Source organism: Blautia sp. JLR.GB0024, from assembly GCF_037000545.1.
Lineage (GTDB): Bacteria > Bacillota > Clostridia > Lachnospirales > Lachnospiraceae > Blautia > Blautia celeris.
The window spans coordinates 120,396-143,561 of sequence record NZ_JBANBF010000005.1 but is presented as its reverse complement, the minus strand read 5'-3'; the positions used below and the strand labels follow the sequence as shown (position 1 = coordinate 143,561).

Genomic DNA, 23,166 nt, shown 5'->3' with positions numbered 1-23,166 from the left:
CATCAAAAAAGAGGAGGCAAAGAGTTATGAGTGGAGTAATCATTCTGGGTGCGGCAATTGTGATTTTTCTGATTGCCTATGTGACCTACGGTTCCTGGCTGGCAAAGCAGTGGGGCGTGGATCCGAAACGGGAGACACCGGCCCACACAGAGGAGGACGGCGTGGACTTTGTTCCCGCAAAAGCGCCTGTGCTGCTGGGCCATCATTTTTCATCGATTGCAGGGGCAGGTCCTATTAACGGGCCCATTCAGGCAGCTATTTTTGGCTGGGTGCCTGTGCTTCTGTGGATTGTTATCGGCGGTATTTTCTTTGGAGCAGTGCAGGACTTTTCCGCATTGTTTGCATCCATCCGCCACAAAGGAAAATCCCTGGGAGAGGTGATAGAGGAAAATATTTCTTACAAGTCCAAAGTCTGCTTTACTGTGTTTGCCTGGCTGGTGCTGATACTGGTCGTTGCGGCGTTTGCGGATATTGTGGCAGGAACATTTGCCGGATTTACAGCAAATACGGACGGGGAGATGGTGAAGAATGCAGCTAACGGTTCTGTTGCGATGGCATCCATGCTGTTCATTCCTCTGGCTGTGGGATTCGGATTCCTGAACCGGAAGAATGTAAATCTGGGTGTCTCCACAATTGTGGGTGTCCTTCTTCTGGCGCTGTGCATCTTTGTGGGATTGAAAAGCCCAATCTACTTTTCCAAGACAGCATGGCTCGTGGTCATCTTTATTTACATATTTATTGCTTCAGTGGCACCTGTGTGGATTTTGCTGCAGCCTCGCGATTATCTGAACAGTTTTCTGCTGTACTTTATGATGATCGCCGCTGCCATTGGTATTTTCTTCACCAATCCGAATGTACAGCTCAAGGCATTTACCGGATGGAATATCGGAGGACAGACCTTGTTCCCCTTCCTGTTTATCACAGTTGCCTGTGGTGCAGTGTCAGGGTTCCACAGCCTGATTGGTTCCGGCACCACATCAAAACAGCTCAACAGTGAGAAGGATGCCAAAATGATCGGATATGGCTCCATGCTGATCGAGTGTGTCCTCGCTGTAATTGCTTTAATTGCAGTGGGCTATCTGACTTCCGACGGTGCCTATGCGGAGATTGGCACGCCGCCTGTTGTCTTTGCGACAGCAATCAGTACCTTTTTCGCAAACATGGGAATGGGGGATATGGCTGTGACTACCATGAAGACGATCATTCTTCTGGCGATCTCCGCATTTGCCCTCACATCCCTGGATACGGCAACACGTCTGGGTCGTTTCCTGTTCCAGGAGCTGTTTGCTTCAAAGAAGAACGGGGAGATGAATATTCTCAGCAATATGTATGTGGCGACTGTTATCACAATTGCCTGCGCAGCCCTTCTGACGATCGCGGGATATCAGAAGATATGGGCATTGTTCGGAGCCTGCAATCAGCTTGTATCTGTGCCCGCATTCCTGGCTGTGTCATGCTGGTTAAAGAGAATCGGGAAGAACAACAGGATGTTCTACTTCCCCATGTTCTTTATGCTGGCAGCTACACTGAGCACGCTGGTACTCACATTTAAGAATAATGTGCTGAAACTGGCAGGCGGAACAGGGCAGGCGCTGGTGGAAGGCCTGCAATGTGTACTGATCGTGCCCATTGTGGTTCTGGCAGTGATTATGGCTATTGATGGAATCAGAACACTTTTTGGAAAGAGCGTTAAAACGGCATAAGAAATGGATGTAAAAAACCGGAAAACCATATGGAGAATGTGGTTTTCCGGTTTTTGTGTTCTGTTTATTTATCCAGGAGCATAATAGCTTCCTGATAATCAGCCTGTCTGTCCAGATACGGCAAGCCGCTGCTCTACAGGTTGGTTCAGTTTTGCTGCCAGTTGGTCATATTCCAGCCCTCCCGCAGGGGGGCTGCCCTGTCATACTGTTTTTTATCGTAGAGCAGATTTCCAAGGTAATATTTTGCCATCGGTGCAGAGTTCAGCATTTGAATGGCCGTCTCCAGAACACGAATCTCTTCGGTTTTGTTCGGAAAACAATAATCACAGGAGGCAGCTTTCGTATTTTCCGCGCATTAGCCGTTTCCATTCCTCAAGCGCCTTCCCGGTACCGACAGCAGCGGCTTTTAAGGTGCGGATCTAGGAATCAAAGGCCTTTTCATCCTGCCCGTCCGCCTCCAGAGCCAGGCAAAGGTTGAAATAATATTCTCCGGAATAGGGATTGGGATTTTTCGTGGTCTGTTTGTCTACGGCAGCCTGGAAGTGGGCAATGTTCTCATGAATGTGGCCCTGCGGTAGAGAAGCAGGTTATAGCCGTTGTTCAGGTGGGTATCTGCAGCGTCACGCCGTAGTCCCTCCTGATAGTAATCCGCAGGGTCACAGGTGGCATGGCGGTATTACTCCAGATGAGAGGCGGCCAGATACAGTTCCTCCAGGGAGTTCATGTCCTTTGGCGCTTTCAGCGGCTCGGCTGGCTGGGGGGGGCATCAGTTCTTTCTGGTATATTTTGTACCCCACCAGTGTCTTCTGTGCTGGGGCCGGTTGAACTCGATCCCGCCGGAGATTCAGGGGCCTGTCAGCCCCGCAAGGGGGTAGAACTTTCCGGTGTTGCCTTGGTAGGCTCGTTTTTCAATGAAAAGAGGGCTTTTTTCGGGGGGATAGACTTTATTGGTGGGGATAACGCAGGGGGCTTCCCAGATTTTTACTTGTGATTTTTGTGACATATGTTAGACTTCTTTATTTTTGATAAGGCGGAGGGGCTGAAAGGTATCCGCCGTTCCATTTGTTCTGCCATTATTTTACTATCCTGCCTGTTGAATAGGAATATCATATTCTGGTTATTGATGGACAATATTACAGTGATATATGCGAGAAAGCAGTGATTTTGGGCTGTTAAGGATCATTTGGTGAATAGCTTTGGGGAATATTTAATATGTGAATATGGTATTGCAAAATATATAGTTGCATTATATACTGATAATAACATAAAAATGTTTTCGTGTATTTTTATTGAATTTATAAAAAGTTCATTTGCCCTGTTACCCTCTTTGTGATATTCTGGAATCAGCAAATCGCCGCGACAGGCAGCATGTATATTTATCTATTCCGGCCATTCGGCCAGTTGATTTCCGGGAAATGAAAATTATATAAGGAGGAAAAATGGGAGTAAAGGATGATAATATTACGCCGTATTTTGATAACCCCCAGGTGTTCTGTGATTTTATGAACGGTGCGGTTTTCGGAGGGAAACAGGTATTGAGGCCGGAGTATGCAGAGCGGCTTCCGAGAGAAATGATTCATCAGCTTCCCTGGGAAGCCGATGGCAGATCCAATAAAAAAACCTTGATAAGAGATACGGTTAAACAGGCATATTTTCACACGATGTATGTGATCTTTATCTGTGAAAACCAGAGTGAGATACATTATGGGATGCCGGTGCGCATGCTTTTATATGATTCCGTTCAGTACGGAGACCAGATGAAGAAAATACAAAAAGAAAACAGGAAAGCAGGAAATCTGAAAACACCAGCGGAGTTTTTGTCAGGACTTCATAAAGGGGAACAGCTCATGCCGGTGGTAAGTATTGTTTTCTATTATGGGGACAGGCCCTGGGATGGTCCGCTCACAGTGGAGGAGATGATCCGGCTGCCGGATGGTGCGGCAGAGTTAAAGGAGTATTTCCCCCAATATAAAGTACATCTGATCGATCCCAGGAATATAGATCCGAGTAAATTTCCGGGTGATTGGAGATTGATATTGGAAACTTTAAAGTGCGGAAACCATAAAAAAGATCTTCAAAGATATGTAGAAAAACATAGAAAGGAACTGGAGGAATTGTCTGCAGAGGCCAGCAGAGCGTTACTTACAATGCTGGGGCAGGATATTGATGCAAATGAGGGGAAGGAGGGAATCACAGTGTGCAGGGCATTAGAAGAGTTAAAAGAGGAAGGAAAGACAGAAGGTAAGATAGAAGGAAAGAAGGAAGAGGAAGTCAATATCATTCGTAAAATGCTGAATAAAAGACTTACGGCAATAACGATCTGTCATTGGCTTGATGCGGAAGAGGGATTTGTAATGAGAATTGCAGAACTGCAGGAAAGACATCCGGATTACAGCAATGCTCAGATTTTGGAAGAAATTTCCCACAAATCATAGCAAAAGGAGTGCGCTTCATTTGCTATAGAATGGAAGGCAGGGAGGGCTGCCATCAGATGCAGAAAGGATCTGCCCTGTTACGAGATGAGAGGATATTATGTGGAATGGATGAATGCCGATAAAGAGATGTGCGGCAGAAGCAATATTCCGAATCTGAAACCAGGAGATGAATGGATAATAGATGCAGACTGCAGCAGTGTTTCTGTTTACAGAGGAAATGGTGACAGGTGCGGTACTTATAAAATCAACTGATACAGCAAAAAGATATCTGCCCGGCCTCGCTGGCCGGGCAGATATCTATTTCCAGTTATTTTCAATTTCTTCCCGGATGATCTGAATATATCTCCGGGCTTTCTGTACATTATTGTCAATCGTATAGATATCCCTCTGCGTGATTTCCATCTTACAGCCCCTGGCGGCGGTAAGGCTTCTGCGGATATATTTGCGGAAAGCCTCCTCGTCCAGATCCCTGCCGCTGACACCGAGGAAGGTAGCTGCAGGTTTTCTGTGGTAGATGATACTGCTTCCCCGGAGGCGTTCGCCCATGAACTCTTCATTGCACCATGGGGAGATGGAAACTTTGCGGAGATTTTTGAATTTGCTGATGCAGTTATCCCAGACCCTGTCCACGGGTTCACAGCAGCCATAGGACAGAAGGCCGAACTGGGAACCGATTTTTTCGTAGCACGGGAAGATGATCTCCTCAAACATTTTAGGGGAGATACTCAGTGTCTCCTGGGAGTCCATGTAGCCCCATACATCGCGGCGTGTCAGGTATCTTCCGTCCACAGTGGGCGTGTCCGGCAGTTCATGGTTGAATGCGAAGGTTCCCTGTCCCACGCTTTCGTACTCTGTGGTGGGCAGGATCAGATGGTTTTCTTCCAGCATATCGTAGTATGCAAGCGTGTCATCAGCGGCCTGGTCCATGAGTTTTTTAAAGAGATCAGGATACTGTGCCAGATTCAGCATCATATTTTCCATTCCCATGAGATGGATGATCAACTGTGTGGGGACACTGTAGAGGCAGTCCATTTTCATTTTTACCGGCAGGATATCGCCAAACGTATCTGTGAGAAGCTGAAATTCCTGTTCGGTGCCCTCAATATCTACAGAAAATCTGCTGGGCTTGATTTTATGGAAGTCATCTTCCAGGTCTTCGATCACGGGCAGAAAACGCATGCTGACACCGGAGGTGTCTTCCTCCTCTCTGCCGGTTGCGAATTCTTTGTGCATGTCCAGGTCATACAGCTTGAATTCCGTATGGTATCCCATCTCAAAGCGGTCAGGCGTTACCCGGTCATCGTCAAAGAGCTCCTGGTTTACAAAGTTCTGGTACAGCTCAAACTCGGTTTTTCTGGCAAATTCTCCGGTACATTTTAAGCGTGGAGTGATGACCTCATCATTAAATCCCCATGACTCCAGAACAACCATGGGTGTTTCGCCCCGGAGGGCATTGTGGAGGTACCATTTTTCTTTCAGGATTTTGTTGCGCTCCTGACAGGCGAAATCCATCTGCTTTTTTGCTGTCTCCCGGAGGATCTTTCTGTCCTCGGCGCTTATTTCATATTTCATTTACATTCTCCTTTGCCTGGTGTATTCTTATAGTTATTCTATAAAAAACAAGGGAGAATTTCATCAGCGGCAGTTGACTTTCTATATAAAAAAATTGACATTTAGGAGGAGAAAGATGATAGAGAAAATATACTTCTGTGTTCCCACCACAGCGGCCTGCAGAGAAGTGCTGTATCCGCTGTGTCTGGGGGATTTTACATATGAAAGGGATTACCATATTGCCAGAAATGCATACGACAGCTACCTGTTTTTTTACGTGCGGGAGGGGAAAGGATATTTGGAATTTGACGGCAGGAAGTATCATTTAAGCAAGGGGCAGGCATGTCTGATAGACTGTTATCAGCCCCACGCCTACGGCTCGGACAGCGGATGGGAGATAGAGTGGATTCATTTTGACGGCAGATGCGCCGGAAGCTATTATGATATGATAGTAAAACAGAGCGGCAATGTTTTTTCGCTTACAGAAAGGCAGGCGGCGCAGGTGCTGCGGCCGCTCAGGTATATGCTGGAGCTTCTGGAAAGTAAGATAACCTACAAGGAAATATGGATGGCAAAATATATTACGGATATGCTGTCCTTTCTTTTGGGAATGCCTGATTATACTTTGCCGTATACAGAGTCAATGACCCCGTGTGAGCGGGCAGTATCCTATATACGGCAAAGATTCCGGTCCAATATTACGCTTCAAGAGCTGGCAGATCATGTATCCCTGGATGCCTCCTATTTTCTCAGACTGTTCAAACGGGAGACTGGTCTGACTCCCCATGCCTACCTTGTGTCAGTGCGCCTGCAGCAGGCCGGATATTATCTTAAGACAACGGACAGGCCCGTAAAGGAGATAGCATATGCCTGTGGGTTCCAGAGTGTGAACAGCTTTTGCATTGCTTTTAAGAAGAATAAGGGGATGACGCCTACGCAGTATAAGGAGAGGCAGTAGCGCTGTCTGTATAAAAAGAGATTGCAATGTTTGCGGTACCCATGATAGACTGTTAATACGGTTTATCCATATACAGGGTTGCCTTTTGCTTTGTTTGTCGTAGCACTGCTTGCCTACATAGAGAGTAGAAACAAGCGGAAATAAAAAAGCCTACCCTGTTCCCAAAAACAAGGTAGGCGGAAGTCCAAAGGACTCCAATCATCCAATAAGGCTGCCACCTAAATGGATATGGCTAAACCTTTTTCTATACATAATATAGCATAGGTTATAAGAAAAAACAACGGAAAATCAATTGTTTTTCTTGGATTTAAAGATCCCGATAATCCATATTTATTTGAAATCTTATTACATGTTGTTTTTTTAACTCCCAAACAGACTGTCTCCATTTCTATATTCCGTAACATTACTTATAATAATACAAAAAAATCAAACACAGAGATATCAAAAATCAATAACAGATAAGTGATTATCTTATTTTACAGGAGCAAATCAGTGCTCATGGCTGCCGCTGTCTGTATTTTTATCCAGATAGGACTGCATTTCGTCAATTTCTTTTTCCTGCTGTGTGACAATATTGTCGGCAAACCGGGTCAGCTCCTCGTCATCCGTATATTTAAGGATGATCTCTGCCATATCCACTGCCATCTGGTGATGCATGGACATGCCCTGGGCAAATGCTGCCTCCAGGTCAGTGGTCTCAGCTGCTGTGTGGGAACTGTGGTGTGTGTCCATCATGGCGCGGTATTCTTCCAGATAGGCCTCCTCCTTGTCGGAATCAGGGCTTTTCACTTTCTCAAAGCGTTCTATCATGGTGTTCATCTGATCAATCTCTTTATTCTGGGCACTTATAATGTTTTCTGCCAGGCCTTTGAACTCTCCGCCTTTTCCGGCGTATTCCAGATAACTTTTGGACATTTCCACGGCTGACTGGTGGTGGGGAATCATGCCGTGCAGAAAGTCAAGCTCAGCGCTGCCGGTGTTCCGGGCACTGTCCATTTCCTCCATCATCCTGCCCATGATGGCATTTTCCTCCTTCAGGTAATCTTCGATGTTGGATTTGCCGGAGCCGCATCCGGTCAGCAGAAGAAAGGCGGCAAGGGATATGGGGATAAGTTTACATAATTTCATTTCTGGCCTCCAATGGTTTGATTGATCGGAACTGTTCAGATGGCTGAAAAGTTACGATTTATTTTATATTGTTGCCGGAAATGGGGAAAATAATGAGGAGATGTCAAAGAGAGTGAGAGAAAGGCGGCAGGAGCCGCCTTTCGGTGATGAGAACTGCAGAACTACAGTGAAACAGGTTTTTTGTTTTCACGGCACAATTCCAGTTCATGTGTAATATGGATCAGGGAACCCTGATCGATGTGATACTCAAAGAAAATCACCTGTTTTCCGCTTTGCATAAATTTTTGGATGACCTCCGGTTCATCTGTTCTGCTTCCGCTTAGATAATCATATGGAAGGATCAGCACATCTTTACCCTCAAGGAAATCGGACAGAGAGTATGGCGCATTGTCAAGCTGAAAGTCAATCCGCGGTGTTCCCTGGCCAAGTCTCATGGTATTATCGTAGACTGCACTGGCAAATTCCTGGCTCATGCACCAGATTCCGACAGACATATTTTCGTGGATACCGGCCAGCTCATACTGGACTTTTTGTGAAGGTACAATGGCGACTTTCATAACATGGCTGGCGAGGCTGGGTGCCAGATCGATTACCTGCAGATAATGGTTTTTTGTTGTGAGTATCAGGTCATAGCCGTAAGTAAGCTTCTGCGGTGATTTTACAATGTCGCTGAGTATCAGTTCCGTGACATCCACATCGGAGATGTTATAGAGCTGGCTGCTGATAAGGCTCAGTGTCTCCATATTACAATCCACGACAGCTACCCGTATATTACGGGATTCCTGGCGTTTCCACTGAAGCTTTGAGTTGATAAGGTCCTCCATCTCATTATAGGAAAGATGCATGTGGGAAAGGGTAGTGATCATCTTATCAATTACCCGGGCTGCTTTGTCACTGTTATCTAAAATGGATAAATCCTGCAGTTGGGCAACGAATGTCCCGCTTCCCTGAACTCTTTCCAGAATCCCTACATCACCCAACTCATCATAAGCTCTTTTAATGGTACCTCTTGAAATATGGATCGCCTCGGACAGTTCCCGTTCTGTGGGCAGTCTGTCTCCCGGGGTTAGTTCCCGGCTGCTTATTTTTTCTTTGATCTGTTCTGTTATCTGTAAATAGGTTGGTACAGAACTGTTTTTATCTATACTGATATTCATAATGATACCCCTGTTCAACGTGAAGTATTATAATGTGAGAAATGATAGTTTCTTATAAACTCCTCAATATAGAGCGCGGAACCGTTGTCTATTGTATATTGAACCGGTAAAAGTCTGCCGCCGTTCTCTTCATATGCCTGGAGTATTTTTTTCTGCTCCGAAGAACAGTTTTGTTCATAGTTTGAAGATATGAGCAAATGACGTTTGGTTTTTAAAAAGGAAAGCAGAGCGTCTGCGGAGCAGGTACTGTACAGCAGCACTTCTTTTGGGGACAGCATTGCATTCAGTGAGGAGAGCTCCCATTTTAAAATCCCTGCGAAACGTTTTGTCTGGCATAAGATTCCTACTGACTCTCCGGGGATTATTTTTGCCAGAAGTTTAAGTGTGTCCGAAGACAGGATCGTGGAGATGGGCAGAATCTTATTTTTTATTTCATGTTCAATCTCAGTTCCCAGAAACAGAGGTATGTTTTTTTCCATTATCACGATCAAATCATATTCCCAGAGTGTAAAGGTATGCTTACCACCCATATCATTTACCAGGAAAGGATAAACCTTTGTATTGGGAAACTGTTCTAAATCTGTGATCAGGCAGTCAAGCAGTTCCGGACAGCTTTCCATTACTGCGATTTTAAAGACATTTTGTTCGTCCTGAAGTGCTTTTAATCTTTGGCTGATAAGCCCTTCAATATCATCCAGGGAAAAGCCCAGTGTCAGCAGTTCATCCAGATACTGGTCTACTGCGTCAATGGTTTGAACAGAGCTGTTTTTGTCCTTTATAAAAGAGCCTTTGCCCTGAATTACCGTTACGATTCCGTTCTTTTCAAGAATATTGTAGGCGTGTTTTACGGTTCCGCGCGCAATGCCGTAATTATCGAAGAAATCCTGGCTGGTGGGAAGTCTGTCCCCTGGATTTAAAAATCCTTTTTGCACCGACTGGGTGATCCTGTCTGCTATCTGTTGATAGATAGGCTGGTCAGATGATTTGTCGATGACGATATCTGTTGATTTCAAGAAAAATCCTCCACTTCATTGTAATGAAATACAGCATAATTATTCGGGGGACAGACGCCGGTAAGCCAGTGGTCCCCGGAACAACACATAAGTATAATAGCAGGTTAGAAAAGCTGCAATACTTTCTGATATGGGAAATGTCAGCCATGTGTATATCAGCCCAAAATGCGAGAATGCCCAGGCAATCGGCACAAGCAGAAAAACTTCTCTTAACAGGGTTATGATTATATTCTGTCGAATATAGCCAGTGCTTTGGAACAGGGTAGGCATTAAAATTGTCAGTCCAAAAAACGGAAAACTTGTACTTATGATTCTCAATGCAGGTATCCCGGTGTACATCAGGCTGTCCGAAGCGTGAAAGAGAAGCAGTATTTCCCGTGTGAACAGACAAAAACACAGAGTACCTGCAACAAGTGTGACTGTTGATATGGCAAGGCTGTACCATAAAGTATACCACATGCGTTTGTATTTTTTCGCACCATAATTAAATCCCATAATGGGAGTTACTCCCTGATTTAAGCCATAAGTGGGAATGAGCAGAAAGGTCTGCAGCTTATAGTATATACCAAGGGAGGATACCGCATCCTCGGAAAAACGTGCAAGGACAGCATTGAGCCCTGAGATATAAGCCGAGACAAGAGCCATTCCCAATACAGAAGGAAGCCCCGTGACAAAGATTTCCTTTATCAAATTAAAACTGGGAATACGGAATGATACAGTCAGAACAGTCTGTTTAAAAAAAACTGTAATCACTGCCAGAGTTGCCGAGAGAAACTGCGATAATACAGTTGCAATTGCAGCCCCAGAAATACCCATTGCAGGGATGACTCCGAATCCCCATATGAAAACAGGGTCTAATATCAGATTCAGCAGGGCAGCAGTCGATTGAAATATCATAGGCAGGATAGTATTGCCTGTTGCCTGCAGAATTCTGACAGCGACATTTTCAGTGAATGGAGCAATTGAGAAGAGAAGTATAATGTTTAAATATTTAAGCCCCAAAGAAGCCACTTCTGTGTTGGCTGTAAAAATGGAAAAATATGGTTTTAAAATCAGTATGCCTATTATAACAAAAAAGCTCCAATTAATCAATGACAAAACAAACCCGTTAAATGCAGTGGAGGATGCATTTTTTTTATCATTTGCACCTAATGCTTTTGCAATTATTATATTAGTGCCGGCACCGGTTCCTGATGCCACAGCGGTAATCAGGGTCTGCACAGGAAACGCCAGAGATAAGGCTGTCAGGCCGTTGCTGTCATAGTGAGATATATATACACTGTCAATGATGTTATATAAGGACTGCACGAGTAAAGAGAGCATAATGGGAGATGACAGTGTCAGAATAAGCGGCAGTAAAGGCCGGGTTCCCATACTTTCTGCAGAAACCTGTCTCATATTCATTACCTCCGTCTTCGGGAAAGGTTCCGCATAAACGGAACCTTTCTGTATTTTCTTCTGCTTATACGATGTATGACGTAAAGGATTGAAGAATTAAAACGATTGCAGCGGCACCGGGGTCTTTCTGCCCGATTGTTCTGTCCCCCAGATATCCGGAGCGCCCGGTTCTGGCTTTCATGTTTATTGTTTTTTCTGCCCCGGCAGAGGCAGCCTCCTGAGCGCGCAGGGCAGCTTCCGGAAGGAGCAGCCCTGATTCGGATGAGCAGCGCAGGGAATCAGCGGCCGGTATCAGTGCATCCAGAAGGGTCTTGTCGCCAAGCTGCGCTTTTCCTCTTTTTTGTACACTGGCAACTGCCGCATCAAACAACTGTGCGGCTTTTGGAGTGTCGACAAAGGTCAGGGCCTCTGCCTCTTTTCCGGCTGCCTTCATCATGGAAATCAAAAGGGTGGCAAATGTAGATGCTGCTTTTTGGGCAAAGGCATCTGCGCAGGAGAGCAGGAGCTCTGAAATAGACCCGAAGCTCTCTCCGAGTATTCTCTGTTTGATTTCCGTGAAGCCTATTACCATGGTCATGCCCAGGTCGCCGTCTCCGATGGCAGAATCCAGATTTGTGAGCATGGTTTCCGCGGATATCATATGATCGCTGAGTTGAAGCATCATCTGACGGATATCTTCTGTGGATAATTGGTTTTTCATGGGTATCTCCTTTCAATTCTGTACAAAAAAAGGTGTCTCGGCAGGGGCATCCAGCAGTTCCTTCAGCTCGTCATCAAGTTTCATAAGGGTCAGGGACGCACCGGGCATTTCCATTGAGCAAGCATATCGTCCGACATAAGGGCGGTATATCTGAATGCCTCTTTCAGTGAGTAACCGGTTGATTTCCCGATACAGTATATAAAGCTCCTCCAGAGGGGTGCCGCCTAAACTGTTTACCAATACAGCCACTTCGTCTCCTCTGCAAAAAGGCAGATCCTCTGCCACATAATCAACCAGAGTCGCTGCAATCTGATCAGCGTTTTCAAGTTTACAGCGTTGTACGCCTGCCTCTCCGTGGATACCCATACCAATTTCCATTTCATCATCTGAGACGGAAAAGGTAGGTCTGCCTACTGTGGGAAGTGTACAGGAACCAAGTGCAACTCCCATACTTCTCATATTGGAGACGGCTTTTTCAGCAGCAGTCCTGACAGATGACAGATCGGCTCCGGTTTCCGCTTTCGCACCGGCTATTTTGTAAGCAAAAAACAAACCGGCCACGCCTCGCCTCTTTTGCCATTCTTCCCGGGGGGCAGAGGCTACATCATCAGTGACCAGAACCGTTTGGACCTCAATGCCGTCCTCCGCACAGTCCTCTGCAGCCATATCGAAGTTCATCATGTCGCCCTGATATCGTCCGTAGATGTAGAGAACCCCTCTGCCGCTGTCCACTGCTTTTGTTACCTGTTTCATCTGTGATGAGGTGGGAGAAGAAAAGACATTGCCCACGGCGCATCCATCTGCCATGCCTCTTCCTACATAACCCAGAAATACAGGCAGGTGGCCTGATCCGCCCCCTGTGGCAACAGCTACTTTATGGGCTGCAGGTGCGTCAGCCCGGACAATCGCCCTTACATTTCCTTCTGCTGCCTTCAAAAGATTGCTGTGGGCTGCAAGGATTCCCTCCATTGACTCGTCGACGAAGTTAAATGGATCGTTAATGATTTTTTTCATAAGACCGTCTCCTTTCATAGAAGTATACAAATTTAATCAAATGTATATATGTATATCTTTTGGGGGTATTATAGCATAATAGATTTGATAAAACAATAGGAATATAAAATAAAATGAAATTGTATATATCAATATGACTGAAAAAGAGCGTATAAATAAACTAAAAAAACAGCATTAAATAGGTAATAGTTGGATAATAAGTAAACAAATTGCAAAAAATATGAAAAAATGATTGACAAATTCATATGGCGTGACTATAATCAAAACCATCAAAGGTAATTGTGAACGGACGAAAAAGGATAACAACAGAAATTACTTGTAATTTGGACTATACATAAATATATACATATATAATCCAATAAAGGAGGGATAAAATGAGCAGTCAACTGGAACTCAAAGAGCTGGTAAAAGAGTATAAAGGCTTCCGGGCAGTAGACAAAATCAATATCCAGATACAAAAAGGAGATATTCTTTCCCTGCTGGGACCAAGTGGGTGCGGAAAGACAACAACCCTGCGTATGATTGCCGGTCTGCTTACACCGACAGAAGGCGATGTATTTTTAGCCGGGGAGAAAATTACAGAAAAACCGCCATATAAGCGGGATATAGCCATGGTTTTCCAAAACTACGCCTTGTTTCCCCACATGAGCGTCTACGACAATGTGGTATATGGCTTGAAAAACAGGGGGATCAAGGACAAGAAAATTCTCAGAAAGAAGGCAGAAGAGGTTCTTTCCATTGTGCAGCTGGAAGGAGTGGAGGACCGCTTTCCGAGACAGTTATCAGGAGGGCAGCAGCAGAGAGTGTCACTGGCAAGGGCTATGGTGGTAGAACCTAAAATCATGCTGTTCGATGAGCCTCTTTCCAACTTGGATGCAAAACTGAGAGTCCAGACACGAATTGAGATTCGTAATCTTTTAAAACAGTTAAATATCACTGCCATTTATGTGACTCATGATCAGGAGGAGGCTCTGACCATCTCAGATTGGATCGCGGTTATGAATAAAGGCAGGATTGAGCAGCTTGCATCTCCGACAGAGCTTTACAGTATGCCGAAAACAAAGTTTGTAGCAGACTTTATCGGTCATGCTAATCTTCTTGAAGGGGTAGTAGAAAAGATTTCAGAGGGGCATGTGGAGGTTATGCTCCATAACGGTATATTGGTGCACTGTATATCACCTGCGAAGATTCATGTGGGGGATAAAAGGTTTATTCTGGTCCGTCCTGAAAATATCAATCTCTTTCCCGTTGAATCCACAGAAGAGAATCTGTTTGATGCCGTAGTGGAAGAACGAAATTTCCTCGGGTCTGTAGTCAGGTATAAAGTCAGATTGGCAAGTGGTATTGCGCTTGAATGCGAAATTCATCCGGATTATGCATTTGCTGAAGTCCGGGATGCTGTCAAGGTTCAGTTTAATAAGGAGAAAATGGTACTTGTGGGTTGATGAGATGCGGTTAAAAGCTGTAAGGATACAGTTTTTAAATATAAAATTCCACAAAGGAGGTACACAAATGAAAAGAGAAATGGCAATGCTGGCTCTTAGTGCGGCTGTGGCCCTGGGATGTATAGGGTGCGGCGGCAATTCCGGGAAAGATGAACAGAAACCGGCAGAGACAGAGACGAAGGAACCGACAGAAAGCAGTGAAAAAACAGACGGCAATGCAGATGACACCACATCCGAAAAACCTTTTGCAGGTCAGACGGTAAGAGTCACATCCTGGGGCGGCACATATGAAGAGACATTGAGGAATATTGTGAAACCTGCGTTTGAGGAGAGGACCGGAGCCACCATGGAAATCGTGCTTGGCTCAGCGCCCCTTGCCCAACTGAAAGCGGAAGGCGATGACCCTTCTGTGGATGTCCTGCATGTGAACTATTATGAGATGATGAACGGAAAATTACTGGGTGTGACGAAAGAGCTGGATTATGATGCCATGTCTAATGCACCGGATTTATATGATGAGGCAAAGGAAAATGAATATGGCGTTATCACAAACTGGGGAACAAGGGGTTTTGCTTACCGCAATGACCTGATCGATGCGCCCACAAGCTGGAAGGATCTCTGGAATCCGGAGTATGCCGGTAAAGTAATTGTCAGCGACGTGACTTTTGGCGGCGGCTACGAACTGGCGGAAATGGCAGCACATGCATTTTTTGATACCAGCCTTACAGACAAATCGTGCTGGGATGGTGTTTTTGAAAAGTTGGAAGAGCTGGCACCCAATGTATATATGGTATCCACCCAGCATAGTGACACGGATACGGCTCTTATCAATGGAGACGCAGTGATCGCTATTCATACCAACGGACGAACAGCTATGCTGTCCAATGACGGACATGACGAGATCTCTTATGCAGATCTGGAAGAAGGTCTTCCGGGAATGCCAACATATGTGGCGGTAGCCAAAAACACAAAGGTGCCTGAACTGGCCAATGAACTGGTCAATGAATTGATTGGAGTGGAAGCAGAATACGCTTATGCCACAAATAACTTCTATGCACCATCCAACAGGAAATGCGAAGTTCCCGAGGAACTGCAGCCATTCATGCCATATGGTGAAGAGGCGATACAGAAACTGATATTCTTTGACCAGGAGATGATAACAGAAGAAGACAGAGCAGAGTTTGTTGACCGCTGGAATAAGGTGTTTAAGAATTAAGACTCAGCCCTCCGCCCGATTCCCGTCTGTATATCAGACGGGCGGGTGGAAACCAGAACAGGAGGGTGTGTATGAAACAAAAAGAAAAAAAGTGGACCTATGTAAATAAGTGGTACATTATTCTTCCCCTGGCCTTTTTGATGGTGATTTATCTGATACCGCTTGGCAGGATGCTGTGGCTGAGTATCTGTGACAAAGAGACAGGAGAGTATACAGCAGAGTATTTTATGGCCTTTTTTAAGGATGGGTATTATATAGGGGTTTTGTCAAGGACACTTATACTGAGCCTCTGGTCAGTCGTGTTTTGTATTATTATGGGATATCCGGTTGCCTATAAGATTGCCCATATGAAAGGCTGGAAGAGGAGTATTGCAACAACATTTCTGGTGCTTCCTCTTTGGGTATCCATAACCATTCGTATGTTTGGATGGATGGCGATTCTGCCGAAGAGCGGTGTGTTCAGCATCATCCTGCAGGCACTGCATATTATTTCCGAACCACAGAACTTTCTGGGAAGTAATGTTGGTGTGATCATGGGATTGATCCATTGTGGACTTCCATACTTTGCTATGATCATGATAAGCCCGATTGAAAATGTGGACCCGTATGTGGAGGAGGCATCTTATGTATTTGGTGCAGGCTTTGTAAAGACCTTTTTCAAGGTGACACTCCCTCTTACATCCCCGGGTATTGTATCCGGCGCACTCTTAGTGTTTGCACTGAATACAGCAGCTTTTATGGTGCCGGTGATGCTTGGCGGCGGAAAGGTAATGGTCATGACAAATATGATTTATCAACAGACTATGTTTATCTTTGACTGGAATTTTGCAGCGGCACTGTCAGTGGTATTATTGTTTGTCTCAATGTTTATTGTTACATTATCCAGTTTCCTCTCAAATAAGATGAGGATACAGGAATAGCCGGAGGGAGAGGTGGAATTATGCGTAAATATAAAGTGGCAGGGACGATCTTCAACTCCGTTGTTTATCTGTTTCTCCTCCTGCCCCTGATCGTAGTGATCATTACATCCTTTGGAGAGGGAAACCGGGCAGTATTTCCCACCCATGGGTTTACACTAAAATGGTATTCAGAAGCACTGCATAATGTGGATTTTTTTGAATCCGTATTCATCAGCTTAAAGATAGCTGTAGTCAGCACATTGATCTCTGCTGTCCTGGGAACAATGGTCAGCCTTTATTTTTGGAAGACAAAGGGAAGGTTAAAGGAGATATTTGAACTGGTTTTTATGGCCCCTATGGTGGTGCCGACTGTAGTATACGCAGTGGCCTTTCTGCTGGCATTTTCCTCCTGGAAGTTCGTGGTGCCGTATTGGAAACTTGTCTTATCCTACTGTGCTATACAGATTCCGTATGTGATCAGAAGTGTGACAGCGGCACTTTACGGGCTGGATGTCAGTTTTGAGGAGGCATCCCTGGTGCTGGGGGCGAGGCCCATGAAGACGCTGTATAAGGTTACACTTCCATGTATAAAAAGAGGAATCATATCGGGAATCATATTCGCTTTTGTTGTTTCCTTTGATGAAGCTGTCATTATCATGTTTTTAAGAAATGCTTCGACTGTAACATATCCGCTCAGGCTGTATACACATATAACGGAACAGTTTTCACCCATGGTATCCGCGTTTTCAGCAGTTTTTATACTGATATCGTTTGTTGTTATCTATGTTATTGAGCGAATCTTTGGTTTGAGCAATATGTATCAGTAAACTGGAGGGATGGAGATGAAAAGTGCTCTGGACGGCAGAAAAATCATAGTGTTTGGTGCCACAGGAAGAGTGGGTATAACGGTCTGCCGGATATTGGCGGAGCAGGGGGCAGATATTGCGGTCCACTGTAACCGCGGAAGAGAAAAGGCAGAGAATGCAGCGGAGTGTGTAAGGGCGCTGGGATGCAGAGCTGTTGTGATCCAGGGGAATGCGGCAGCCGAAGCGGATATGCACAGATGTGTGGGGGAGGCATGCGGTTTTCTGGGACGTGTGGATGGGGTCGTGAATCTTATCCACAGAGATAAAGAATTTGAACCATGCAGGGCAGCAGACATGAGCTGGAAGAACTGGGAACCCCATGTGGAAGCAATGCAGGCACATTTTCATGTCTGTAAGGCAGTGATCCCGTATATGAGAAAACAGCAGTATGGAAGGATCGTATACTTATCGGGCGGTCTGTCATGCCGCTTCTTTGAAGGGTGTGCACCATTCTCGGCAGTAAAAGCGGGAATGAATGCATTTAGTAAAACGGTGGCTTTGGAAGAAGGAAAATATAATATAACTGTGAATACAGTGGCTCCGGGAAAGATTGCCGCGTCCGGTCAGAACCGGGGCGGGGATTGGGACGGAATTGAAAAAAAGCAGATGGAAGCCAATCCTCTCGGAAGATTTGCATCCCCGGAGGATATTGCATATGCCATTATGGTATTCCTTATTCCCGAAAATGGATATCTGACAGGACAGACTATATTCGCGGCAGGAGGAGAAATCATGCCCATGCCATAGGAGGTGCAGATGGATTTTCAATTAGAAGGAAAAGTAGCGCTGGTCACCGGCGGGGCAGAGAAGGCGGGTAGATATTTTGCGCGCAGTTATGCAGAGGCAGGTGCAGATATCGTGATAACGCACTGCCATATGCCGAAAGAAGCGGAAGAGACAGAGAAAGAAATTGAAAAGCTGGGACGCAGGTGCCTGGCTGTGGATGCGGACAACAGAAATATACCGCAGCTTAGAAGGGCAGTCAAAAGGATGGAAGAATATTATGGACGTTTGGATATCCTTCTGCACAATGCCAGTAATTTTAATGAACAGCCAATAGATCAGGTGACAGAAGCTGTGTGGGACAGTTCTATGGAAATCATTTTGAAAGGGGCCTTTTTTCTCAGCCAGGCAGCAGCGCCCTTAATGCTGAAAAACGGCGGGGGCAGGATGCTGGCTATCATAGGGAACTCATATTATGAGAACTGGCCGGATTTTATTCCCCATTCCATAGCAAAGATCGGACTTGCAAAACTTATGCAGATGTTAGCAGTTACATATTCTCCACGCATTCAGTGCAATGCAGTGTGCCCGGCATCCTTTTTGGATTCTGCTGAGGGTAATGATATTCTTTCATCCAGAGGAGAAATCGTTGATGAAGAGAAACGTGTCATAACAATAGGAGGCATACCGCTGCACAGGGGAAGTAAGGAAGAGGTGGCGGAACTGATACTATTTCTGTCAGCCTGCAGTAATTATATAAACGGCGCGGTTATACCTGTGGACGCCGGAAAAAATTTAATCTGAATGTAGGTCTGCAAAGGATTTACATATACAAAAAAATGGAGGTAAAAACTATGAGAAAAGTATTGTTTGAGGTTCCCAGCTGTGGAATCAAGTTCACGGGAACACTTAGGGACAAGGAAGAACCTGTGATGGCTGAGAATTTCTGGGAATTCCTCGAAAAACCAGTGAAATTCTTTTCACATCCAACTTTGTCTACGGGGGATTTGACCGTATTATTCCCAAGGCCCCCAATTGATCCGCCGAAATACATTGGTGACCAGACAAGCCCTCTTGTTGAGGACAGCCCCTATCTGGTATCAGGACCGGGAAAACTTGAAGTTCAGGCAGGTGAACTGATCTGGTGCGGATGGAATATCCTGTTTTGTTATGGTCCGAGTTGTACAGAGCCGCTTAGATCAGGCGGGGCATATGTGCTCCAGGTTGATAAAGAATGCATGGATGACCTGGAAAAAGCACGGGAGGACCTGTGGAATCACAGCTTCCTGTATCATAAACTGGGAACTATCACAATCAGTAGAATGGAGGGTTAAAAAATGGGAAAACATTGGAAAGACGTTAAGGCAGAAATCGAAGCCGAAAATGACCGAATTTGGTTTGATGAGCCGGAATATATAACTATGTCAAAGATGGGAGTTTACCCCAGTGGTGCAGGTACACAGGGGCAGACATTAGGTAATCTCTTTTTCCTGACAGGTGATACACAGGCTATGGGATGGTGGACGATTGAACCGGCAATGTATTGCATCTTAGGAGATGAAAGATTTTCACTGGAACACTGCAAGCAGATGTTTGTATATCTGAACCACGAGATGGCAAATCTTATGGGCGGACAGTTTGGCGAGGGATGCCCCGCACCATGGCTGAACCTGAAACTGATGTGGCAGTTTACGCTGGATATCGAGGATTCCTATGATACGATCCAGACAAAAGAAGAGCTGAAGAGCCTGCTGTGGAGCTGGTTCAACTATGTGGACCGTATTAACAGATGGTTCTATACCGTATTTCCATGGGAGATTGGTAAACTTATGCCGAGATTGGATCCGGAATACCTGCAGAAGGCAGCAGATTTTCAGGGCTATGAAGTAGTTAAAAAATAGACTTTACTTAGAAATATCCTCCCTTAGAAGTGGTAATATGTTCTCAATGAGTTAAATATGAGTTTCCGGAGAGGGGCTGTTGTGTGTTATAAACACAGCAGTCCCTTTCCTTTGTATTTCACATTGACACCAGCCCGATTATCTGCAACAATCAATATAAGAATACAGGTCAAACCTGCTCATTACAGTTGTCTGAAATTACCACAGATAAAGGAGGGCAAACAATGCCGGAAAAGTATGAGGAATTAAAACAAAAAGCGCTTTCCTGCGGTTTTTCACACGTAGGAGATCTGGATGCATCCACGATCCAGGTGAGAAGTGAGGTCCGCAGCGCATGTGCGGAGAACAAATGTCAGCATTACAATAAGAACTGGGTCTGTCCGCCCGGATGCGGCACACTGGAAGAGTGCAGCGAGCAGATCCACAAATATGCGGGAGGACTGATCGTACAGACAACAGGGGAACTGGAGGACAGCTTTGATATAGAGGGAATGCAGGAGCTTGGAGAGCGCCACAAGGAGGCATTCCACAAGTTTGCTGCGATGGTCCGTGAGGAATATCCCGGTGCTCTTGTTCTGGGAGACGGGGCCTGTGAAAACTGTAAGGAGTGCACTTACCCCCATGCGCCGTGCCGGTTTCCGGAGCGCCAGTCATCCGCAATGGAGGCCTACGGCATGCTTGTCAGTGAGGTGTGCCAGAAAAATGATATTCTTTATTATTACGGTCCGGGGACACTGACACTGGTTGGATGTATACTAGTAGAATAGAGGAAAATTTATGAATAAAGCAATGCACCTGGTATTGAAAGCGCTGTCTGACCCTGAGACGAAACTGGACCTGCAGAAATCCAGACGGATCATGAATCTGAAGATCCTGGATCCCTTCAAGCCCTTTTACCGGACACTGGACACGAAGATCTACAATGAAGGAAGGGAAGTGCCTGTGCGCATCTATTTTCCCAATGAGGAATCCTACGACACCGTGGATATCGAAGCCTTCCAGGAAAAGAATAAATCCCTTGATACAGGCAAAATGTCAGACAATATCTATCCGGTCATCCTCTACATACACGGAGGCGGATTTGTGACAGAGAGCGTGGAATCTTATAACCGGGTGTGTTGGAACCTGGCGAAAAACACGGCCCATGTGGTAGTGTCTATAGACTATCCTCTGGCACCTGAGCATAGATTTCCCACCCAGATAGAGGACTGTTATGCTGCGGCAAAGGCTGTGTTTGGAGACAGGACGATTTTAAATGCGGAACCTGACCAGATCACCCTGATGGGGGACAGCGCCGGGGGGAATATTGTTGCGGCTGTCTGCCAGATGGCCAGGGACAGAGGGGAATTTATTCCGAAAAGACAGATATTGATCTATCCCTGTGTCAATAATGATTATAGTGAGGAAAATGCGTATCCGTCCGTTCTGGAAAACGGCAGGGATTATCTTCTGACCAGACAGAACATGGCAGATTATCTGGATTTTTACCAGAGCTGTGAAGCGGACACGCAGAACCCTTATTTTGCGCCTCTTCTGGCTGAGGATTTTTCAAACCTTCCAAGAGCCCTGGTGATCACAGGGGAACTGGACCCGCTGCGGGATGAGGGGGAGGATTATGCACGGCGGATGAAGGCAGCAGGCGTGGATGTGACACTGCACCGGATCGCGGACGGTATCCATGGATTTTTCCTGTTGGAACCCGTGTATTCCGCTGTGCGGGAGACGTATGATTACATCAATGCATTTTTAAAAAGTTAGGTTATGGAAAGTGAAGTGAGAGAATGGCCCATTTCAGCAGAAAAAAGTGGAGAACCCTGGAGAATACAGCAAAGATATTTCCTGCTACCAGCGGGAAGAAGGATGAGCGCGTCTTCCGGCTTTCCTGTCAGCTCACCGAAGAGATCGACCAGGTAAAGCTGCAGAAAGCCCTTGATCTGTGTATGGAGGACTACAGCCTTTTTCTCTGTGTCCTTCGCTGCGGCATTTTCTGGAATTATCTGGAGGAGTCGGAGCTTAAGCCTGTTGTCAGGGAGGAATACCGCCCGCCCTGCAGCCAGATCTATGTGAGGGACCAGAAAAATCTTTTGTTTGAGGTCACGTATTATAAAAAACGCATAAATTTCGAGACATACCATGCCCTCACGGACGGCACCGGGGCCCTTCAGTTTCTCAGAACCCTTGTGTACTATTATCTGATGGAGGCATATCCGGATATGGTCACAGGCCCTGTCTCCCAGGTACAGGCAGATGCCACGGATGAGGAGATGGCAGAGGACAGCTTTGACAAATACTATTCCGACAAGGCGCTGGTGAAGGACATTCCGAAATACAAATCCCATCAGCTTAAATATCACCGCCTGGAATACGGCCAGATGAGACTTGTGGAGGGAATTGTGCCCACAGATGCCCTGATCCGGGCTGCGCGCAGTTTTCAGACTACCATAACCGTATACCTTACCGCTGTTTTTCTCTGCGCGGTTGCCATGGATATGAGTCCTAGACAGAAAAAACGCCCGGTGGCGCTCATGATACCTGTGAATCTCAGGAGTTACTTTCCCTCCTCCTCTGTGCGGAATTTCTTTGGATGGATCGATATCGGATATAATTTTTCCGAACAGAGTGAAAAGCTGGAGGATGTCATTGCGTTCACCTCGGATTTTTTCAAAAGGGAGCTGACGCCGGAGCGCATCGCAGCCCGGATGAACGGGTTTATGCGGATGGAGAAAAATCCTTTTATGCGCATTCTGCCTCTTCCCCTCAAACTGTGGGGCATGCAGGCCGGAGCTGCCTTATCCACCTCCGCGGACACAGCCGTTTTCTCCAATATCGGAAAAATACAGATGCCCCGGGAGTGTGAACCCTATATCGACTGGTTTGACTTTTACACCAGCACACCTAAAATGGAGCTGTGTATGTGTTCCTGGAAAGACAGGCTGACTGTCAGCTTCACATCCGGTTATGCCAATACAAGGATTGAACGGAATTTCTTCCGGATGCTGACCGGACAGGGTATCCCGGTGGAGATCATAGCACTGGGCGGGGAAAAAGGAGGGGATTGA

At 45.8% G+C, this 23,166-nt stretch carries 23 protein-coding genes; 15 read left to right on the top strand and 8 right to left on the bottom strand.

Features of this window, described 5'->3' with window-relative positions:
- Positions 1-26 precede the first annotated feature (26 nt).
- Positions 27-1,703, top strand: a complete 1,677-nt coding sequence (locus tag V8Q34_RS13765) for a carbon starvation CstA family protein (protein ID WP_335835696.1) — start codon at positions 27-29, stop codon at positions 1,701-1,703.
- 145 nt (positions 1,704-1,848) lie between these two features.
- On the opposite strand, the gene V8Q34_RS13760 is transcribed toward V8Q34_RS13765, so the two are convergent.
- Entirely contained in the window at positions 1,849-1,971 is a 123-nt protein-coding gene (locus V8Q34_RS13760; protein ID WP_255786224.1) for a hypothetical protein, read from the bottom strand.
- Between the two features lie 1,171 nt (positions 1,972-3,142).
- On the opposite strand from V8Q34_RS13760, the gene V8Q34_RS13755 reads away from it, so the two are divergent.
- Together V8Q34_RS13755 and V8Q34_RS13750 are read left to right on the top strand one after the other, a co-directional pair.
- Positions 3,143-4,138, top strand: coding sequence for an Rpn family recombination-promoting nuclease/putative transposase (locus V8Q34_RS13755; RefSeq protein ID WP_335835695.1), 996 nt, complete (start codon positions 3,143-3,145; stop codon positions 4,136-4,138).
- Positions 4,139-4,237: 99 nt separating this feature from the next.
- Positions 4,238-4,390, top strand: a complete 153-nt coding sequence (locus tag V8Q34_RS13750; protein ID WP_156120808.1) for a hypothetical protein — start codon at positions 4,238-4,240, stop codon at positions 4,388-4,390.
- A 45-nt stretch (positions 4,391-4,435) separates the two neighbouring features.
- Here the strand turns inward: V8Q34_RS13750 and V8Q34_RS13745 are convergent, their stop codons facing one another.
- Entirely contained in the window at positions 4,436-5,710 is a 1,275-nt protein-coding gene (locus V8Q34_RS13745) for a hypothetical protein (protein ID WP_033139850.1), read from the bottom strand.
- Between the two features lie 115 nt (positions 5,711-5,825).
- Between V8Q34_RS13745 and V8Q34_RS13740 the strand changes: the two genes are divergently transcribed.
- Positions 5,826-6,647: an AraC family transcriptional regulator gene (locus V8Q34_RS13740; RefSeq protein ID WP_335835694.1), complete on the top strand. Its 822-nt coding sequence runs from the start codon at positions 5,826-5,828 to the stop codon at positions 6,645-6,647.
- Positions 6,648-7,136: 489 nt separating this feature from the next.
- Here the strand turns inward: V8Q34_RS13740 and V8Q34_RS13735 are convergent, their stop codons facing one another.
- From V8Q34_RS13735 to V8Q34_RS13710, 6 genes are all read right to left on the bottom strand, one after another.
- Positions 7,137-7,775 carry a DUF305 domain-containing protein gene (locus V8Q34_RS13735; protein ID WP_335835693.1) on the bottom strand — a complete coding sequence of 213 codons (639 nt, stop codon included), beginning with the start codon at positions 7,773-7,775 and terminating at the stop codon, positions 7,137-7,139.
- A 161-nt stretch (positions 7,776-7,936) separates the two neighbouring features.
- The gene (locus V8Q34_RS13730; RefSeq protein ID WP_033139847.1) at positions 7,937-8,932 is read right to left on the bottom strand and encodes a GntR family transcriptional regulator; all 996 of its coding nucleotides are present in this window, start codon (positions 8,930-8,932) and stop codon (positions 7,937-7,939) included.
- A 14-nt stretch (positions 8,933-8,946) separates the two neighbouring features.
- On the bottom strand, positions 8,947-9,945 hold the full coding sequence (locus V8Q34_RS13725) for a GntR family transcriptional regulator (RefSeq protein ID WP_335835692.1): 999 nt from the start codon (positions 9,943-9,945) through the stop codon (positions 8,947-8,949).
- Positions 9,946-9,984: 39 nt separating this feature from the next.
- Positions 9,985-11,268, bottom strand: a complete 1,284-nt coding sequence (locus V8Q34_RS13720) for an MATE family efflux transporter (protein ID WP_335835765.1) — start codon at positions 11,266-11,268, stop codon at positions 9,985-9,987.
- A gap of 139 nt (positions 11,269-11,407) precedes the next feature.
- Positions 11,408-12,043: a dihydroxyacetone kinase subunit DhaL gene (dhaL, locus tag V8Q34_RS13715; RefSeq protein ID WP_335835691.1), complete on the bottom strand. Its 636-nt coding sequence runs from the start codon at positions 12,041-12,043 to the stop codon at positions 11,408-11,410.
- 12 nt (positions 12,044-12,055) lie between these two features.
- On the bottom strand, positions 12,056-13,057 hold the full coding sequence (locus V8Q34_RS13710) for a dihydroxyacetone kinase subunit DhaK (RefSeq protein ID WP_335835690.1): 1,002 nt from the start codon (positions 13,055-13,057) through the stop codon (positions 12,056-12,058).
- A 374-nt stretch (positions 13,058-13,431) separates the two neighbouring features.
- On the opposite strand from V8Q34_RS13710, the gene V8Q34_RS13705 reads away from it, so the two are divergent.
- The 11 genes from V8Q34_RS13705 to V8Q34_RS13655 all read left to right on the top strand — a co-directional run bounded on the left by V8Q34_RS13705 (position 13,432) and on the right by V8Q34_RS13655 (position 23,166).
- On the top strand, positions 13,432-14,502 hold the full coding sequence (locus V8Q34_RS13705; RefSeq protein ID WP_256129558.1) for an ABC transporter ATP-binding protein: 1,071 nt from the start codon (positions 13,432-13,434) through the stop codon (positions 14,500-14,502).
- A gap of 67 nt (positions 14,503-14,569) precedes the next feature.
- Complete coding sequence (locus tag V8Q34_RS13700) at positions 14,570-15,718, top strand: ABC transporter substrate-binding protein (protein WP_033139843.1); 1,149 nt, start codon at positions 14,570-14,572, stop codon at positions 15,716-15,718.
- Positions 15,719-15,789: 71 nt separating this feature from the next.
- Positions 15,790-16,638 (top strand): ABC transporter permease subunit, encoded by an 849-nt coding sequence (locus tag V8Q34_RS13695; protein WP_052099000.1) that lies wholly within the window; start codon positions 15,790-15,792, stop codon positions 16,636-16,638.
- A 20-nt stretch (positions 16,639-16,658) separates the two neighbouring features.
- A complete protein-coding gene (locus V8Q34_RS13690; RefSeq protein WP_103731018.1) occupies positions 16,659-17,444 on the top strand; it encodes an ABC transporter permease in 786 nt (261 codons plus the stop codon).
- A gap of 15 nt (positions 17,445-17,459) precedes the next feature.
- Entirely contained in the window at positions 17,460-18,230 is a 771-nt protein-coding gene (locus tag V8Q34_RS13685; RefSeq protein WP_033139841.1) for an SDR family oxidoreductase, read from the top strand.
- A gap of 9 nt (positions 18,231-18,239) precedes the next feature.
- Positions 18,240-19,010: an SDR family NAD(P)-dependent oxidoreductase gene (locus V8Q34_RS13680; protein ID WP_335835689.1), complete on the top strand. Its 771-nt coding sequence runs from the start codon at positions 18,240-18,242 to the stop codon at positions 19,008-19,010.
- Positions 19,011-19,060: 50 nt separating this feature from the next.
- A complete protein-coding gene (locus tag V8Q34_RS13675; RefSeq protein WP_033139839.1) occupies positions 19,061-19,540 on the top strand; it encodes a hypothetical protein in 480 nt (159 codons plus the stop codon).
- 3 nt (positions 19,541-19,543) lie between these two features.
- The gene (locus V8Q34_RS13670; RefSeq protein ID WP_033139838.1) at positions 19,544-20,107 is read left to right on the top strand and encodes a hypothetical protein; all 564 of its coding nucleotides are present in this window, start codon (positions 19,544-19,546) and stop codon (positions 20,105-20,107) included.
- A 224-nt stretch (positions 20,108-20,331) separates the two neighbouring features.
- Positions 20,332-20,874, top strand: a complete 543-nt coding sequence (locus V8Q34_RS13665) for a DUF2284 domain-containing protein (protein WP_148393342.1) — start codon at positions 20,332-20,334, stop codon at positions 20,872-20,874.
- Between the two features lie 10 nt (positions 20,875-20,884).
- Positions 20,885-21,865, top strand: coding sequence for an alpha/beta hydrolase (locus tag V8Q34_RS13660; RefSeq protein WP_335835688.1), 981 nt, complete (start codon positions 20,885-20,887; stop codon positions 21,863-21,865).
- 23 nt (positions 21,866-21,888) lie between these two features.
- A complete protein-coding gene (locus V8Q34_RS13655) occupies positions 21,889-23,166 on the top strand; it encodes a hypothetical protein (protein WP_335835687.1) in 1,278 nt (425 codons plus the stop codon).

Excerpts from the sequence above, each read along its gene's own strand:
- V8Q34_RS13730 (WP_033139847.1), bottom strand. The coding sequence starts at position 8,932 with ATGAATATCAGTATAGATAAAAACAGTTCTGTACCAACCTATTTACAG.
- V8Q34_RS13720 (WP_335835765.1), bottom strand. The coding sequence starts at position 11,268 with ATGCTCTCTTTACTCGTGCAGTCCTTATATAACATCATTGACAGTGTA.
- V8Q34_RS13660 (WP_335835688.1), top strand. The coding sequence starts at position 20,885 with ATGAATAAAGCAATGCACCTGGTATTGAAAGCGCTGTCTGACCCTGAG.
- V8Q34_RS13655 (WP_335835687.1), top strand. The coding sequence starts at position 21,889 with ATGGCCCATTTCAGCAGAAAAAAGTGGAGAACCCTGGAGAATACAGCA.
- dhaL (WP_335835691.1), bottom strand. The coding sequence starts at position 12,043 with ATGAAAAACCAATTATCCACAGAAGATATCCGTCAGATGATGCTTCAA.
- V8Q34_RS13680 (WP_335835689.1), top strand. The coding sequence starts at position 18,240 with ATGGATTTTCAATTAGAAGGAAAAGTAGCGCTGGTCACCGGCGGGGCA.
- V8Q34_RS13705 (WP_256129558.1), top strand. The coding sequence starts at position 13,432 with ATGAGCAGTCAACTGGAACTCAAAGAGCTGGTAAAAGAGTATAAAGGC.
- V8Q34_RS13765 (WP_335835696.1), top strand. The coding sequence starts at position 27 with ATGAGTGGAGTAATCATTCTGGGTGCGGCAATTGTGATTTTTCTGATT.
- V8Q34_RS13685 (WP_033139841.1), top strand. The coding sequence starts at position 17,460 with ATGAAAAGTGCTCTGGACGGCAGAAAAATCATAGTGTTTGGTGCCACA.
- V8Q34_RS13755 (WP_335835695.1), top strand. The coding sequence starts at position 3,143 with ATGGGAGTAAAGGATGATAATATTACGCCGTATTTTGATAACCCCCAG.
- V8Q34_RS13675 (WP_033139839.1), top strand. The coding sequence starts at position 19,061 with ATGAGAAAAGTATTGTTTGAGGTTCCCAGCTGTGGAATCAAGTTCACG.
- V8Q34_RS13760 (WP_255786224.1), bottom strand. The coding sequence starts at position 1,971 with ATGCTGAACTCTGCACCGATGGCAAAATATTACCTTGGAAATCTGCTC.
- V8Q34_RS13745 (WP_033139850.1), bottom strand. The coding sequence starts at position 5,710 with ATGAAATATGAAATAAGCGCCGAGGACAGAAAGATCCTCCGGGAGACA.
- V8Q34_RS13690 (WP_103731018.1), top strand. The coding sequence starts at position 16,659 with ATGCGTAAATATAAAGTGGCAGGGACGATCTTCAACTCCGTTGTTTAT.
- V8Q34_RS13665 (WP_148393342.1), top strand. The coding sequence starts at position 20,332 with ATGCCGGAAAAGTATGAGGAATTAAAACAAAAAGCGCTTTCCTGCGGT.
- V8Q34_RS13695 (WP_052099000.1), top strand. The coding sequence starts at position 15,790 with ATGAAACAAAAAGAAAAAAAGTGGACCTATGTAAATAAGTGGTACATT.
- V8Q34_RS13700 (WP_033139843.1), top strand. The coding sequence starts at position 14,570 with ATGAAAAGAGAAATGGCAATGCTGGCTCTTAGTGCGGCTGTGGCCCTG.
- V8Q34_RS13710 (WP_335835690.1), bottom strand. The coding sequence starts at position 13,057 with ATGAAAAAAATCATTAACGATCCATTTAACTTCGTCGACGAGTCAATG.
- V8Q34_RS13740 (WP_335835694.1), top strand. The coding sequence starts at position 5,826 with ATGATAGAGAAAATATACTTCTGTGTTCCCACCACAGCGGCCTGCAGA.
- V8Q34_RS13670 (WP_033139838.1), top strand. The coding sequence starts at position 19,544 with ATGGGAAAACATTGGAAAGACGTTAAGGCAGAAATCGAAGCCGAAAAT.
- V8Q34_RS13735 (WP_335835693.1), bottom strand. The coding sequence starts at position 7,775 with ATGAAATTATGTAAACTTATCCCCATATCCCTTGCCGCCTTTCTTCTG.